This window comes from Staphylococcus sp. FSL W8-0305 (genome assembly GCF_037966415.1).
GTDB classification, from domain to species: domain Bacteria; phylum Bacillota; class Bacilli; order Staphylococcales; family Staphylococcaceae; genus Staphylococcus; species Staphylococcus aureus.
On record NZ_CP150198.1, the window covers coordinates 1747173 to 1763200 of the forward strand.

General features: G+C 32.0%; 14 protein-coding genes and 1 pseudogene. 6 read left to right on the forward strand and 9 right to left on the reverse strand.

What is annotated here, in order from left to right; genetic code table 11:
* Nucleotide 1 precedes the first annotated feature (1 nt).
* The 5 genes from essB to esxA form a co-directional block, all read right to left on the reverse strand.
* A complete protein-coding gene (essB, locus tag NST10_RS08675) occupies nucleotides 2-1336 on the reverse strand; it encodes a type VII secretion protein EssB (protein ID WP_000240329.1) in 1335 nt (444 codons plus the stop codon).
* A gap of 12 nt (nucleotides 1337-1348) precedes the next feature.
* Nucleotides 1349-1591, reverse strand: a complete 243-nt coding sequence (gene esaB / locus NST10_RS08680; protein ID WP_001071606.1) for a type VII secretion protein EsaB — start codon at nucleotides 1589-1591, stop codon at nucleotides 1349-1351.
* On the reverse strand, nucleotides 1563-2021 hold the full coding sequence (gene essA, locus NST10_RS08685; RefSeq protein ID WP_000928937.1) for a type VII secretion protein EssA: 459 nt from the start codon (nucleotides 2019-2021) through the stop codon (nucleotides 1563-1565). The genes esaB and essA overlap by 29 nt, the downstream gene beginning before the upstream one ends.
* The gene (gene esaA / locus NST10_RS08690) at nucleotides 2021-5050 is read right to left on the reverse strand and encodes a type VII secretion protein EsaA (RefSeq protein WP_339209460.1); all 3030 of its coding nucleotides are present in this window, start codon (nucleotides 5048-5050) and stop codon (nucleotides 2021-2023) included. The genes essA and esaA overlap by 1 nt, the downstream gene beginning before the upstream one ends.
* Nucleotides 5051-5132: 82 nt before the next feature.
* Nucleotides 5133-5426 carry a WXG100 family type VII secretion effector EsxA gene (gene esxA, locus NST10_RS08695; RefSeq protein WP_001240826.1) on the reverse strand — a complete coding sequence of 98 codons (294 nt, stop codon included), beginning with the start codon at nucleotides 5424-5426 and terminating at the stop codon, nucleotides 5133-5135.
* Between the two features lie 247 nt (nucleotides 5427-5673).
* Here esxA and NST10_RS08700 point away from each other — a divergent pair, with 247 nt between their 5' ends.
* From NST10_RS08700 to NST10_RS08720, 5 genes are all read left to right on the forward strand, one after another.
* Nucleotides 5674-6567, forward strand: coding sequence for a CHAP domain-containing protein (locus tag NST10_RS08700; RefSeq protein ID WP_339209468.1), 894 nt, complete (start codon nucleotides 5674-5676; stop codon nucleotides 6565-6567).
* A 329-nt stretch (nucleotides 6568-6896) separates the two neighbouring features.
* Nucleotides 6897-8420, forward strand: coding sequence for a DUF6583 family protein (locus NST10_RS08705; RefSeq protein WP_000038530.1), 1524 nt, complete (start codon nucleotides 6897-6899; stop codon nucleotides 8418-8420).
* 67 nt (nucleotides 8421-8487) lie between these two features.
* Complete coding sequence (locus NST10_RS08710; RefSeq protein WP_000848773.1) at nucleotides 8488-9654, forward strand: ABC transporter permease; 1167 nt, start codon at nucleotides 8488-8490, stop codon at nucleotides 9652-9654.
* Complete coding sequence (locus NST10_RS08715) at nucleotides 9651-10571, forward strand: ABC transporter permease (protein WP_000806123.1); 921 nt, start codon at nucleotides 9651-9653, stop codon at nucleotides 10569-10571. The genes NST10_RS08710 and NST10_RS08715 overlap by 4 nt, the downstream gene beginning before the upstream one ends.
* Before the next feature lie 13 nt (nucleotides 10572-10584).
* Nucleotides 10585-11244: an ABC transporter ATP-binding protein gene (locus NST10_RS08720; protein ID WP_000570080.1), complete on the forward strand. Its 660-nt coding sequence runs from the start codon at nucleotides 10585-10587 to the stop codon at nucleotides 11242-11244.
* A 51-nt stretch (nucleotides 11245-11295) separates the two neighbouring features.
* Here the strand turns inward: NST10_RS08720 and lytM are convergent, their stop codons facing one another.
* Together lytM and NST10_RS08730 are read right to left on the reverse strand one after the other, a co-directional pair.
* Complete coding sequence (lytM, locus tag NST10_RS08725) at nucleotides 11296-12246, reverse strand: glycine-glycine endopeptidase LytM (protein WP_000736790.1); 951 nt, start codon at nucleotides 12244-12246, stop codon at nucleotides 11296-11298.
* 325 nt (nucleotides 12247-12571) lie between these two features.
* The gene (locus tag NST10_RS08730) at nucleotides 12572-13564 is read right to left on the reverse strand and encodes a linear amide C-N hydrolase (protein ID WP_000337379.1); all 993 of its coding nucleotides are present in this window, start codon (nucleotides 13562-13564) and stop codon (nucleotides 12572-12574) included.
* 233 nt (nucleotides 13565-13797) lie between these two features.
* Between NST10_RS08730 and NST10_RS08735 the strand changes: the two genes are divergently transcribed.
* A complete protein-coding gene (locus NST10_RS08735) occupies nucleotides 13798-15174 on the forward strand; it encodes an MFS transporter (protein ID WP_001066551.1) in 1377 nt (458 codons plus the stop codon).
* A gap of 128 nt (nucleotides 15175-15302) precedes the next feature.
* On the opposite strand, the gene NST10_RS08740 is transcribed toward NST10_RS08735, so the two are convergent.
* Together NST10_RS08740 and NST10_RS08745 are read right to left on the reverse strand one after the other, a co-directional pair.
* Complete coding sequence (locus tag NST10_RS08740) at nucleotides 15303-15695, reverse strand: hypothetical protein (RefSeq protein WP_001159764.1); 393 nt, start codon at nucleotides 15693-15695, stop codon at nucleotides 15303-15305.
* Nucleotides 15696-15744: 49 nt separating this feature from the next.
* Nucleotides 15745-15924, reverse strand: a pseudogene (locus NST10_RS08745) (NADH-quinone oxidoreductase subunit L).
* Between the last annotated feature and the right edge of the window lie 104 nt (nucleotides 15925-16028).

The following is a 16028-nucleotide window of genomic DNA, read 5'->3' on the forward strand; positions in this document are numbered from 1 at the left end:
ACTATTTTTTTCTTTCAGCTTCTTGGCGTTTTTCTTTATCTTTTTGTGCTTGTTCTTTTTGTTTCTTTTCGTTCTCTTCTTGTTGCTTTAATTTCTCATCTTTCGCTTTTGCTTTCTCTTCTTCAGATTTCGCTTTTTCATCTTTAACTTGTTTTTCTTTGTCTAAAATATCTTGCAATTTATCGTTATACTTTTTCGTTTCTTCAGAACGTTTATCATTCGATAAATCTCCGTTATTTTTAATCTCATTTAACTTATTAATCAACGCTAACTTTGTAATATCGTTATCATCTAAATAAGTGGCAATATTAATCGCTTCATCAAGATGTCCTTGTCCTAATTCCATCCAATATAATAAGTAGTCTTTGTTTGAATTTGGTGTCACGTTATTAAGTAAATTTTCTTTCTTATCTTTTTCTAAACCTTGTTTATTTGTTTGGATATAACTTTTGGCATAAATGTAAAGTGCTTCTTTATCTAATTTTTTACCATCTAAATCATCATACGTATTTAGTACTTGCGTATAATCTTCCTTTACAAATGCTTGGTATCCTTTTTCAATACGCTCATTATGCTTCATTACTGAAAAATATAAAAAGGCTAAAAATGCAATTAATAAAACACTTAACGTTGTCATACCGATAGCAACCCATTTGAAAACGGTATGTCCTACTTTGCGTACATATGCATAATTTTGACTATAATCTTGTTCTTGTTTCTGATACTGTTCATCTAAAAATGCCGTTAGTAAATCTAACGTTGCCGCTTCAATAACTTTAGTTTCAAATGGCGTTCCTTTATGTAGTTCTAAGTTTCCTTCAACTAAAGCATCAAATGATTGTTTCTCATTGAATGCACAGATAACCAGTGCTTTATATCTTGTTAAAAATTCAGCTTCTGACACCGGTAATGGATCAACAACATTTTGTAAACCTCTTGTTTTAGCAATTGGTAATCCATCTCTTGTGAAAAATAATTCATCTGGTGCCAACACAAATGTGTAACGTGTACGATTTACTTCTTCTAAATTTTTGATATTGAGTAAGTAACGTAATTTTTCATTTTTAGTAAATGATTTAATATTATCAAAAGGTGTATGATTGTCATTAATGTCATAATGTATTTGGAAACTATCACGTAGTTCAGTTAATTCAGCATCTATAAAATATGGAGAATGTTGTTCTAATAAGTACATTAAATGAAAATGTTCTGGTTTAATTGAAGACTTAGGAATCTCTCTCATATCTAAGCGTAATTTTGTTTTAGCTGCTTCTTCAGCATCTAAAGGTGTTAACATATCTTGCATTTCATTTTTAGGGTCATGATTTTTAACCATCTATTTTTCCTCCTATAGTAACTTCAAAATATCTCCATCAGCGATTTGATAATCAATAAGTCGGTCGTTTTCAACAAGTAATTGACCTTTCGTCATCACTTTAATTTGTGTATTGACATCAAATATTGAAATGTCCAAACTATCCAATACTAAAGCTATTAAATTTTTTATCGGTAAATATGCTGGTACTGCTAAGTCATATGTGCCGTAATTATAATTAGTAAAATCAAATGTTACTTTTACGTGCTGATTCATTTTTCGTTCGTCTCCCTTTATGAATTGAAAAAATGACAAATCCTAAAGTCAAAAAAGCCCCTACAGACATCAAAATGTACGGGAATATTTTTTTCTCCTGCTTGTTTTGAATATAGGGGCTTTTATCACTCTCCGAAGTCTTTTCTAAGTTAGATTTGGAAAATAACACTTTTTTAGTTTCATTCAAGCGAGTCGAGTGACTCGCTTGATTTTGAAACATATCATTTTTTATTTGTTGTTGTCGTTCTTTTTTCTGCTTAACAATCGCATCATTAACCGCTTTGCTGTCTTTATTAAATAGCGTTGTATCATATTGATTTAAATCATTATTGATTCGCTTTTCCTCTTCTTGTTGCACGTCAATATTAAGTCCGCCATTATTGCTAGATGCTGTTAAAAAAGTTAAAGCAATCACGCTATTCATCAACATTAGATTAATCTCTCTTTCTTAAAGTGTTTTATAAACATGTTCAGTACAAAGCCAATAATCACAAGTACTGTTAATATTACTAGCGCCAAGCCTATAGGATGCTCTGCATTTAAATAATTGAAGAACATGTTATCGATATAAGATAATGGTGAAATTTTATTAGTCACACCTTGTCCAGCCGCTTTCAAATTATTCATAGCTACAAAGTATAGACCCAATGCAGCAATCATTAAGAACATACCGATAGATTTTACCTGTCTTAGTAAATACGTATTAATAAGTACGAAGACCATCATAGTTAAAATCACCATTAAGATGAATTTCGCTCTATAGCCAGCTAATACATGGAACTTATTCATTGCAATTAAACCGACAATTAATCCTTCTACTAAACCAGTTGCACCAATAACACCAGACGTAATCGCATTATTCCAAAGATTGTTTTTACTACTATAATCATCTTTGATGAAATTCATTTGTCCTTTAGCACGTTCATAGCTATAGAAAATATATGCTGTAATCATTGATAGTAAATACATCAATAATACGAATAATGTCGGTGAAATCACGTCTGTATTACCATTATTAGCTAAAACATTTTCTAAGTTTTTCTTTTGAACCGGATTACTCATAAATGCTTTTAATGCTTGGTTTTGTCTGTCGCCATCTTTAGAATTTTGTAATACTTTTTTAAACTCTTTAGCGAATAACTCATTATCTTTATCGTTTTTAGCCATTTGACGGTTCAAATCATTCGCTCTTACGCCTAATGCTCGACCTGTCGCATGTAGTTTATTCACATTATTATCTAATTGATTTAATTGTCCACTAACTGAATCTGCAATTGTTTTTGATTCTTGTGTATCTGATAGCAATTGCGTACTTTTCTCAGAAATTCTACTAATTTCTTTATCTAAATTTGAAGACATCGTATTAAATTCATCATTTTTGCCTTTATCAATTTTTGGTTCTTGTGGCTCTTCAGCAAAAGTCTTTTTAACGTTTTCTAACTGATCAATCAGCTTAGAAATATCTTCTTTATTTTTTGTTGTATTCTTTTTGTTATTTAAAATGTCATCAATCAGTTTGTCTGAGTTTTCTTCCATTGAATCAATTTGATGTAACACAGCTACTTTATCGTCTTTGAAACTTTCCATGTCATTGATAACTTGGTCAACCATCATATCAATTAAACGTTTGTTGTCGAATGGTTTATCTTCTCTGCCTTTTGTATCTGTGTACATTTTATAATGCGCATCAAACCTAGATAATGCACTCAATTGCTGGCTTAATGCATCTTTCGATAAGCGACCATCAAGGTTATGATTCAATGTTACATCCACAACACTCGTTGCTTTCTTATCATTTGGTTCATCTTGACGATTTGCTTGTCCAAATAACAATTGTAAATGCATTGTTTTATCTTTTAAGAAATCTTTCTCAGCATCCTTTTTCAATTTAGCAACGCCATTGACTTCAACTTTATATTCCTTGTTAGATGTATCGAGTTGAACACTTTGATCCTTAATGTCATATTTTTTACCATTAATTTTAATGTCGCCTTCAAAATTAAAATGAGGATCTGTTGCAACAGTTAATTGATTAATATCATTACTTTTAATCGTTTCAGTACGTTGCACTTTCACACCATCATTAATCAAACTACTTGTGTCTTGCGCAACTTGGTTATCGTAATCTGTTAAATTAATGTGTTCTGCTAACGGTTTTTTCAAATTATATTCGTTTTTATAACGTTTTGCTTCTTTGACAATTGCTTCGTATTTATTAGCTTCATCCTCATTTAAACCTGCAGCTATAAAGTCTTGTTTAGACATGTTATAGATAAATGTTGTATCTGAATCAGGTTCTTTGACAATATCATCATGAAGTTGTTTCTCTAAGTTTTCAGCGAATTGAGCATTGTTCATTTTAATGCTATTTAGCGCATCTTGTAAGTCTTTGTTGTTTGCAAGCTCATCTTGGAGTGATTCTGTTAATTGCTTACGATAGTCTTCAATCATACCTTTTGAAAATGGTGACTCTTGTGATTGAATGATTTCTCTTAATTTATCTAAGTTTTCTTTAACAGTTTGTTTATATTCTTCTTTACCTGTATCTTGCATACTTGATTGTTGATCAATTTGGCTGTCCATCTGTTTTAATGCATTGATATAGTTATCAAGTTCCACGCTATCTTTTTGCGATTTATAATCTTGTAACATTTTATCCATCGCTGTATTGTGTTCGTCAAATAATGAATTTTGTTTTTCAATTAAAGTCGAAACATTATAATCTGTGTTCACTCTGAATGTATCTGAATTCGCACTCAGTAATGATTTATTGTATGTTTGGAACCATTTTGTAATATCTTTGTTTGCAGAAATCGAATTTACAAGCGTATCTGTAAATAATTCCGGGAAGTCGTTAATTGGATTTAATAAGTAATTCGAGAATTTACTATTCACACCATGTTCACGCGTCATAATAGCGCCAACATTTTTTTGTGCATTATGTAAATTATCAATGATGCTTGTTAAATAAATTTCGACCAAGTTTTTGTTAAAGTCGTTAAGTACATTACTTACAACTTTTTCTGTGTTTTTAGCTACTTCTTCTTTTTGTCCTACAGCTGTTTTATACTGTAGTGATATTTTCGATGGTGTTTTAGCGTCTAATTGCATTGCCAATTTTGAAAAGTTTTCTGGGATAACAATCATGACTTGGTATCCGCCATTTTTCAAACCATACTCAGCAACGTTTCTTGTTACTGTTTCAAATTTATAGTTTTTCTCATTTGCTAACCTTTTAATAAATGCTTGACCCAGCTCAACCTTTTTACCGTTATATGTCGTTGGTTGATCCTCGTTAACAATTGCGATATGTATTTTATTATTTTTATTACTTACACTTTGGGATCCTTTTTCTGATTGATCTCCATATTTTGTTTGAACAAAAAATATCATACTAACTATGGCAATTATAATAATTAAAGTGACAATTAATGCATAAATCCAATTTTTCTTTTTCATGCTTATTTCCTTTCAGTTGTTTTCTTAAAAAATGATAAGCAAAGCCACATTAGAAAATGTGACTTTGCCAATTTCAGAATGCTTATTGCAAACCGAAATTATTAGAAAGTTGTTGGTCTTGCTCTTGAACGGCATCAGCAGTGCTATTCAATTGTTGTTTAATTTCTTCTAATAATTGTGCAAATTTTTCTACTTTAGGACTAAGTTGTTGGAATTGCTCTTCGAAACGGCTGAAAGCTTGACCTTCCCAGTTCGCTGCAATTTCACCTTGTGCACGTGTTAAATCAGATAAAATTTGACGGATTTGGTCTGAACCTTGCCCGTAAGATTGCGATTTTGCTCTGATTTCCTCTGGACTCATCTTAATCATTGCCATAACTAGAAACCTCCTGAATATTTTAAGTTTATCAAAACTTTTTAGGGACACTATTTTTTGAAAAAGTGCTCATTACTCAAATAATATATAAATTATTAGTATATGTATATAGTTTTTTAAGTATTTTTAGCTTTTTTTAAATAAATATATTGAATATACCCATATATTTTTAATTAACCATTCATTTTTGTAATATAAATGTGTATACTAAAATTAAATTAAATACATAAAGGATTAAATGGTTATTATGAAGAAAACAATTTTACTGACGATGACAACTCTTACTTTATTTAGTATGTCGCCTAACTCGGCTCAAGCATACACGAATGATAGCAAAACATTAGAAGAAGCAAAGAAAGCACACCCAAACGCACAGTTCAAAGTGAATAAAGACACCGGCGCGTATACTTATACTTATGACAAAAGCAACGCGCCAAACAACAATCATCAAAATCAGTCACGTACAAACGACAATCATCAACACGCAAATCAACGTGATCTTAACAACAATCAGTACCATTCTTCATTAAGTGGTCAGTATACGCACATTAATGACGCAATTGATTCACACACACCGCCTCAAACGTCACCAAGCAATCCTTTGACACCAGCAATACCGAATGTTGAAGACAATGACGATGAATTAAATAACGCTTTTTCAAAAGATAACAAAGGGCTTATTACAGGCATCGATTTAGACGAATTGTATGACGAATTACAAATCGCCGAATTTAATGACAAAGCAAAGACTGCTGACGGTAAACCTTTAGCTTTAGGTAACGGTAAAATCATTGATCAGCCTCTTATCACAAGTAAGCACAACTTATATACTGCTGGACAATGTACATGGTATGTCTTTGATAAACGTGCCAAAGATGGACACACGATTAGTACATTTTGGGGAGATGCTAAAAACTGGGCAGGCCAAGCTTCAAGCAATGGCTTCAAAGTAGATAGACACCCAACACGAGGATCAATTTTACAAACAGTAAACGGTCCATTTGGCCATGTAGCCTACGTTGAGAAAGTTAATATTGATGGAAGTATTCTAATTTCAGAAATGAACTGGATTGGTGAATATATCGTTTCATCAAGAACCATCTCTGCTTCAGAAGTTTCATCATATAATTACATCCATTAAATTAATCATGACATCAATAAAAAGCGACCAGTTCGCAGTTTACAATTCGTAACACTGCAAAATTGGTCGCTTTATTTTGTATGTTATTCGATTATAAAATATGATGTCTACCTTCAAAATTGCAATAACTTGTCACCTTAAAGTTAACCGACATTTTCAAGAATCATTATGTAATCAAACTATTTTTTGTAGTTTATTAGATTTTCAATAACTTATTAAACATTATTATAACTAAAATTCTATTAATTTAAACAAATTTTAAAATAAACCATTTAATAAAATGTATTGTTCTGATATGATTAACTCATAAATAATTGGGAGGAAGCAAAATGTCTAAAAAGTTAAAAATTATAATTCCTATTATTATTGTCTTATTATTAATAGGTGGAATCGCATGGGGAGTTTATGCATTTTTTGCAAACACACCGAAAAATACATACTTAAAAAGTGAACAACAAACTGCAAAAATGTATAAAGATTATTTTAATGACCGTTTTGAAAACGAAGTGAAGTTCCAAGAAAAGATGAAAGATAATTCATTTTTATCTTCATTAGAATTAAGCGCAGATGCATCTGATGAAATTGTTAAAGGGCTTGGTATTCCTAAATCTGTTGTTAATGCTTCGAAAATTAAAATGTCATATGGACATGATCCTAAAAAAGAGAAATCAATGATTAATCTTGAACCAACAATAGCAGACTCTGCATTAGGGAAATTCCAGTTAGCTGCAGATAAAGATAAGCATTATTTCGAATCACCATTATTTAAAGGGAAATATAGTGTTAATAATTCTGATTTATTATCAACTTATTCAAAACTTACAGGTGAAGATGAAGAAACAGCAAAAGAAAATGGTATTACAAACCAACAACTAAATTTAAATACTCTTTTCAGTAATGCTCAAGCACAACAAAGTGACTACAGCAAAATTGCCGAAAAATATTCCGAACTTATTGTCGACAAATTAGATGACGATAATTTTGATAAAGGTAAAAAAGAAGAAATTAAGGTTAATGGTGAAAAGTACAAAGTTAGACCTGTCACGTTAACACTTAGCAGAGCTGACACTAAAAAAATTACATTAGCTGTATTAGAAGAAGCTAAAAAGGATAAAGACCTTAAAAAATTAATGGAAGAACAAGGTACTACAAAAGACTTTGAAAAAGACATTAAAAAAGCAATTGACGATGTCAAAGAAACTAAAAAGGATGAATTTGCTAAAATTCAATCTAAAATTTATACCGAAAAACATACGATTGTAAAACGAGAAATTACTATTACAGACAAAGAAAATAATAAAACTAAAATCAAAGGTACTAATACTTTAGAAGACGATAAGTTAAAACTAGATTACGCACTTGATTTCGATCAAGATAAATACACGTATGCTGAAGCGAAATATACAATTAAAGGCGTATCTTCTAAGGAAAAAGACAATAAATACAGTGATAAATACGAATTTGGTAAAAAGACAGAATATGATGAATCAAAAATCAAATTAGATAACCAAGAAAAAGTAGATGGCACAAAACGTCAAGATAAAGGTAAAATCACTGTCGCGTTAGATAAATATAGCGACGAAAATGAATTCACTTTTGAAAATAATATAGATTCTGACGTAAAAAATAACACTCAGAAATCTACGTTAAATATCGGCATCAAATATGCTGAAGAACCAATTAATTTCATTTTAAAATCTAGCACAAAATTGAAAGCAGATATTGATTTTGATGATAGTGGTGCGAAAGATTTCAATAGTCTATCTTCAAAAGACCGTGAAAAACTTGAAAAAGAAATCGAAAAAAATGGCGGCAAAATGTTTGAATCAATTTTAAAAAAGGCATCTAAATAACTAAAATATAAAAATAAGATTGGAAGGTCATCTTGCCTTTCAATCTTATCATTGGAGGAGTGGTTAAATGAAAACAATACATTTGTTTCGCATCTACCACTCTTTTTTATTGAAAAAGTGGTATTTGATTATCTATTTACTATTTATATTAGCGGCACTCCTTATTACATTAACGACAATCCAACATGTAACAGAAGATGACAATCATTTTAATATAGGTGTCGTAGATAAAGACCAATCAAGTGAAACGAAATTAATCTTAAACTCTATTGGTAAAGGGAGTAACCTAGGTAAAAATGTGAGCATTAAAGCATATGATGATAAGCAAGCACATACTTTGCTAAAACAGCAGAAACTTCAAGGCTATTTTGTTTTTGATAAAGGTATGACCAAGGCATTTTATAAACAAGGTGAACTACCAATTTCAGTATATACATATGATCAACAATCCATGAAAAGTGTCGTGCTATCTCAGCTAACAGATTCTGTTTACCAACGCCTTATGCGGTCAATGGGTGGCATCTTAGCTTTTCAAGACCTAGCACCGAAAGCATCACATTCTGACAGTATCAATGTTATGACTGATTTGCTGATTACAGGATTAAACCGTTCAGGTGCATTTAACTTAGAACCGATTCATTTATACGATACGGGCAGTTATTATGCAATTACAGGATTTTTAACAACGGTATTCATCTTTGCACTATCTTTATTTACAGTTTTGAAAATGAATCAAGATACTGTATTGAAAGCGCGATTGAAAATGTTTCATTTTTCTAAAGAGCGTTTATTAATCATTCGTGCGTTGATAACATGGTTTTATACTATGTTATGGAGTATCGTTGGTGTAGTTTGGATTGTGTTCAGTATTCCGAATACCTTTGAATTATATAATTGGCCAACGTTAGCCATTCATTTAAGCTATTATGTTACCTTTTTAATACTGTGGTTATTAATCATCGAACTTTTAACAACAGGCTTGTTGAATAGTATTAGTAAAGTCATATTAGCTATTGTCATCCTGGTGTTATCTGGTTTAACAATACCTACGATTTTTTTACAACATATAGCAAATGGCGTTTTCAATATTCAACCGTTCGCAGTTGTAACAAATCAATTGTTAGAAATTATTTTAAACAACTACATTTTAGAACTGCACCCTAGTTTCTATCTTAGCTTCATCGCACTTTTGATAATTAATTTAGCTGTATTGGTTTGGAGGTATCGTCAATGAAGCCTTATATACAACTTGTTGTGTTCAAGCAATGGTTACAATACATCTTGCTCGTAACAACCATTGTCATCGCACTCGTACTTATTGGTATGGGTTACCGTGTAGCACATGACAACTTCAAAATACCGATTACCATTCAAGATTTAGACCAAACCACTGCATCAAAATCATTCGTCAATAAAATTAAACAATCTGACTATGTAACTATTAAAAAAGTCGATGAAGATGAAAGCTATATTGAAGATGATGTTACTAAAAAGGAAGCTATTTTAAGTATGCAAATTCCTAAAGGTTTCTCTCAAAAATTAAAAGAGAACCGTTTGAAAGAAACGATACAGTTATATGGTAGAGATGACTTTATAGGTGGTATTGCTGTAGAAATTGTCAGTAGCTCATTATATGAACAGCAAATTCCTAACATTATTTATGAACACCTTGAGGATATGAAACAGCATCAATCCATCGATGCTATCAACAAGTCCTATCATAAACATATACCTGAATCTAAAATCAAATTTGTGTCGCTTACTAAACAAGCACAACACTCTATTTCAATTAGCTTAATCTTTGCGGTGATTTTATTTGTTAGCGCTGTTCAAGTAATACTTCATTATCGTTTAAACCAACAAGCAGCATTGCAACGATTATCACAATATCATTTAAGCCGTTTCAAACTATATAGTACTTATGTAATGACACATACTATTTTGTTATTGTTGGTACTATTGGCAGTTAGTCTATATTTGTCTCAACCACTCAGCTTAATATTTTACTTAAAATCACTGCTACTTATATTGATTTATGAGATAGGTATCGTCTTTATCTTATTCCATATTCAAACAATAAGCCATCGATTATTCATGACATTTATATATGCACTTGCTATGGGTATCGTATACTTGAGCATTTTCATGTAAAGGAGCGTAACTGATGATAGAAATTAATAACCTTTCAAAGCGTTACCGCAACAAACAGATTTTCAATCATTTAACCATGTCCTTTGAAAGTAATCGTTTAACCGTATTACTTGGTGATAATGGCGCTGGAAAATCAACATTACTTCGTATGATTGCTGGTATTGAAAAAGCTAATGATGGAACTATCAACTATTTCGGCGAAAAATGGAATCAAAGACAAATACAAAATCACATCGGTTATGTGCCACAAGACATTGCGTTATTTGAGCACATGACAGTGGCTGAAAACATTAAATTTTTTAAATCACTTTGTAAAAATCCAATTAACGATACAACTATCAACGAATATTTACAGCAATTAAACTTTGATGATACGTCTGCCAAAGTATCTACATTGTCCGGTGGGAATAAACGTAAAATTAATATATTAGTAGGTTTACTAGGTCAACCTCGAATTCTTATTTTAGATGAACCGACAGTTGGTATTGATTTAAAATCTAGACATGACATCCACCAACTACTTAACATTATGAAATCTAAATGTTTAATTATATTAACTACCCATCATTTAGATGAAGTTGAAGCACTTGCAGATGATATCAAGTTAATTGGCCAAGATCCTTTTTATCAACATGTTTTAGAGGACAAGCAATGGGCTTATACCTATTATTAAAACGAAAAAATCCCAAGTTGCGTATGATATCGTAACTTGGGATTTACTGTATTATCTACTTTGTAAGTATGACGTTGGGTCTACTGCATATTGATTACCGATGCCACCAGACATACGTTGGAAGTGTACGTGAGGTGCTGTTGAATTACCCGTACTACCTGAATATGCAATTTGGTCACCAGCTTTGACTTTATCACCAGCTGAAACAGTTAAACGATTATTATGCATATACCATTGGTAGTTATTACTGTTCGCTTCTTTAATCGTTACTTGATTACCGCCACCATAGTTACTCCAACCTGCTTGTACTACTGTACCATCAGTTAATGAGTAAACTGGTGAATTTTCAGGCATTGCATAGTCGACACCGTAATGCGCACCACCACCGTGATATTGTCCATATGGTTGTAGTTGTTTACGACTTGTTAACCAGCTTGCGTCTTTCGCATGACCACTAGCTGTCGCTTTACTTGCTGATCCGCCATTTTGATTAGATGTGCCATTAGGGTAATTGACCTTTCCATTACCATTATGACTGTTATACGCTTGGTTGTTGTTACTATGTGAATAATAGCTCGCGTCTGGACCTACATTTGATTGATAACCATATTGATTAATATGCTGTTGGCTTTGACTCGCTGTGTAGTCATTGTTATCTCCTGCTGTTGCTTGATTCACATATGTTTGACCGCTTCCATTGGCATTTGCATTTTTTGGATAACAGTTATAAAAATAATGCTTATGTCCTTGTGCATCTACGAATGTATAGCTATATTCTTTATTATCAAACATTGCTTGATTCCAGTTACCATCAGGTGTGTGATGATAATCCCCATTAGAATCAATTGTATAATAAGTACCATAAGATACGTCTTGTGATTGTGTTGACATTTGTGTATGTGCTTGTTGGGTGTTTGTCGTTTCTGCTGCATCTGCTTGATGCGCCATTGTAAATGTAGCGAAGCCCATCGTTGCAATCGCTGCTGCTGTTAATTTTTTCATGTATAAAACATCCTCCATTAAAGTTAAAGTTAGTTTTCAATTAAACTGTACTGCACATACTAAAAGAATTAGACAACTGAGTAAAGGATTTAATTCTCATTTTCCAACTATTTAATATTCCCGAAATGTTTTACTAAACTCATTACATTGTCATTACAAAATAGCCATACATTGATATTAAAATGACATCTCTCACTGCGTTCGCTTAAGCTTTTATAAATTTTCAAAATTAACAACTAATCATTCGTCCATGTTCGCGGTTCAACGCTAATGTATGATAGTAATCATCCATCAAATCATATCAACCAAATTCCATTTTCAATCGCTATTGATTGTCATTCAACTTTCTAATAGTGATATGCTTCTCAGGCTTAAAAATCATCATATCTTTTCTATTAATTAGATCATCTGTGAGCTTTAATGCTACTATTTCATTGCTGCCATAATACTTAATATATAACGTTCTTGTAGTTAAATTTATTACGGTCTGATACATCGTATAGTGATTGTCAGCATCATGCGGACGTACAATTCCAATCGGTATATTTACCGCATCTAATAAATAAAATGCATTCATTAAATCCATTTCTTTATCATTGTTTTGAGCAATGTTTGCTTTCATAAATGCCATTCTCACAAAGCGCTCAGTTGAAGTAAATCCACCTGGCAATCCAAATGTACCTGCTTCATTGCCTAAAGGTTCAATCGATACACCTTCCAATAACTTTGCTGTTGCTGGATAAGGAGAAATATTGATATATTGTCTTAAATTACTATAATGCCAATCTAAGTCTGGATGATTTGTTAAGACACCAATAGGGTTATCTTTTATAACCACTTCACCCTCTTTAAATGAAACTTCGGCTGAATGTCCAGTTACATCGGAAACATGATAATGCAATGGCGGAACTTCACCGATATCATTTAAATATACCGCTACAACATGTATTTGGGATGCTTGTTGTTTCATATCTTCAATGCTTGTTGTATATCCCAAAATCCATGTCACAATTTCATTTTGCGTAATATTCATCGCGTCCGCTTTGTGTGTTGATCCATATGAACTATAACCTCGGAAATATTGTGTTGAAATGGCAACGCCATGTTCATTAACACCATCACCATAAATAAAACCTTCCATATCTGTTCCTGTGCCAATAAAGCCATATTGGGTTTGGCCTGTCGTGCCAGTGCGAGATGTCCAACGATAATTTCTAGGCGTCACTGCTGGCGAACCATCTAATGGATAATCATAATCCATCGTGCGTCCAAGAAGTACTTGATTATTTAAAGTTTGTATTGTGAATCCTGTGCACATTGTTCTCACTCCTCTGTACCTTCATTTACTTTAATCACTTTCAAATAAAGCTGTTTCACTTAAACATATTATAAAAAATCAATCATACAAGCAATTAATTGATATTCATTCTCAATAACTGTGGTATGATATGTAAGGAAATCATGACTTATGTGTGAGTGAACGATCATCTATACATCCGTTCACCTCATCTCATGACTTTCTATATTTAATTTTTACAAGGAGTGACATCTGTGAATAACACACAATCTTCACCACGCAGTAATATTATTATTGCGATTATGTTGTCTGCATTAACATATTGGTTGTTTGCACAATCATTTATTAATATAGGACCTCTCGTTGGTCAAACGTATCAAACCTCTCCTGCCGTGTTAAATTTATCTATTAGTTTAACTTCCTTCGCCACAGGTATCTTCATGGTAGCTGCAGGTGATATTGCTGATAAAATAGGACAACTGAGAATGACATACATGGGTCTCATAATCAGTATGTTTGCATCTCTTCTATTAATTATATCGGACATCACTGCACTGCTCATCATCGGTAGAATTTTACAAGGTCTATCAGCAGCTATCTTGTTACCTTCAACAGTTGGCGTTTTAAATAATCAATTTAAAGGAGAACATTTAAGACGAGCGATTAGTTATCTAATGATTAGTACTGTTGGGGGCATTGGCCTAGCTGGTGTTATCGGCGGTTTAATTGCCACAAATTTCGGATGGCAAACGAATTTCATCATTAGTATAGGCATTGCTTTCATTGCCATATTACTTCTAAAAGGCACACCTGAAAAAGTAAGTCAACATAGCCACCGTCATCCATTCGATTACAAAGGTATGTCGATTTTCGCTGTTATGATTGGTAGCTTTACATTATTGTTAACACAAGGATTCGAACAAGGTTGGTTTAGTACATTTTCATTCATTTGTCTGAGCATTTTTATCATCACTACGCTGATATTCATCATCATCGAACGTCGACATGAAGTACCTTTTATTGATTTCTCAGTATTACGCAACCGTCCGTTCATTGGTGCATTTTTAAATAACTTTGTTTTAAATAGCGGTCTAGGCGTAACAGTGGTCTTTTTCATATATGCTCAAACACACCTTGGTTTATCAGCTGCGCAATCTGGACTTGTTACATTGCCATATGCCATTGTGGCAGTTGCGATGATTCGTTTAGGTGAAAAAGCAACATTACGTTTCGGTGGCAAATTGATGCTCATCATTGGTCCGTTGTTCCCTGTCATCGGCATCACTATTATTAGCATGACATCACTTCAACCATCACAATATATCATTGCTGTTGTTATTGGGTTTGTCATTTGCGCAATTGGAAATGGTTTAGTCGCAACACCCGGCCTTACAATTGCAATTTTCAGTATGCCAAATGAAAAAGTTGGTTTAGCTACAGGATTATATAAAATGAGTGGTACATTAGGTGGCGCCTTTGGTATAGCACTAAGTACTACAGTTTTCAGTATGTTACAACTAAACTATGCACCAAGTGTAGCTGCAACTGTAACATTCATCGTCAGCATTGTATTAATGATACTCGGCTCATTGTCTGCATACATGATCATTCCAAAAACAGTTAAATCTTAAATATAATAGAAAAATTATGTTTCGAAATATCTTTATCACTTTAAAATGATATACATCAAATTCTATAAAAATAAGCGAAGAACATTTTTCATTGTTCTTCGCTTATTCTAATTATTATTCACTATCAATTAGACAAAATGGCCATTTTCAAATATCACGCGTTGTTTCTGACCTTGAATATATTTATTATAATTGTCCTTTTGAAAATCAGTTAACATTAATTTAGATGTACCGTATTTTAACACTTTTTGCATTGTTTCTATTCTCATTTTTCTAAATAACCATCCATCTTTTAACACAATACGATTAACAGCATCATATGATAATTCTACTGTTTCTTTAATTTCAAATGTCTTGAATGAAATAATCGTGCACATTAAAAACGTATCGCCAAAGTAATAAACATCTAAATCATCGCGTTTATGTTGTCCAACTAACAAACGACCATATTCGAACTCTTTTTCTGGATATTTCAATTCTAAAAAACTAATAATCTCTTCTTCTTTTAATTTGAATTGCATTTAAAAACATCCTCTCTTAAGTTTTAACAAGCCTTAATTAAAAATTTTTTCAATCACATAGTTCAATATACATCATTTTGTTATGTTTTTTAATACTTTTTTCAAAAACAAATATTTTATTCTTTAAAATAATGACTTTTGTATTTTTCATCACAATAAACATTTTAAAATTCTAGTTATCATAACCATTAAAAGGTATTAACCTTAATAATATATTCTCTCGCCTCAACCTTAATCGCATACTATAGGCGTCTGTTTGTAGACAATAAAAGTCATTCACGTCTTCATATGTCATCAAATGTTTATCATGATATGATGAATATAATAATCGGG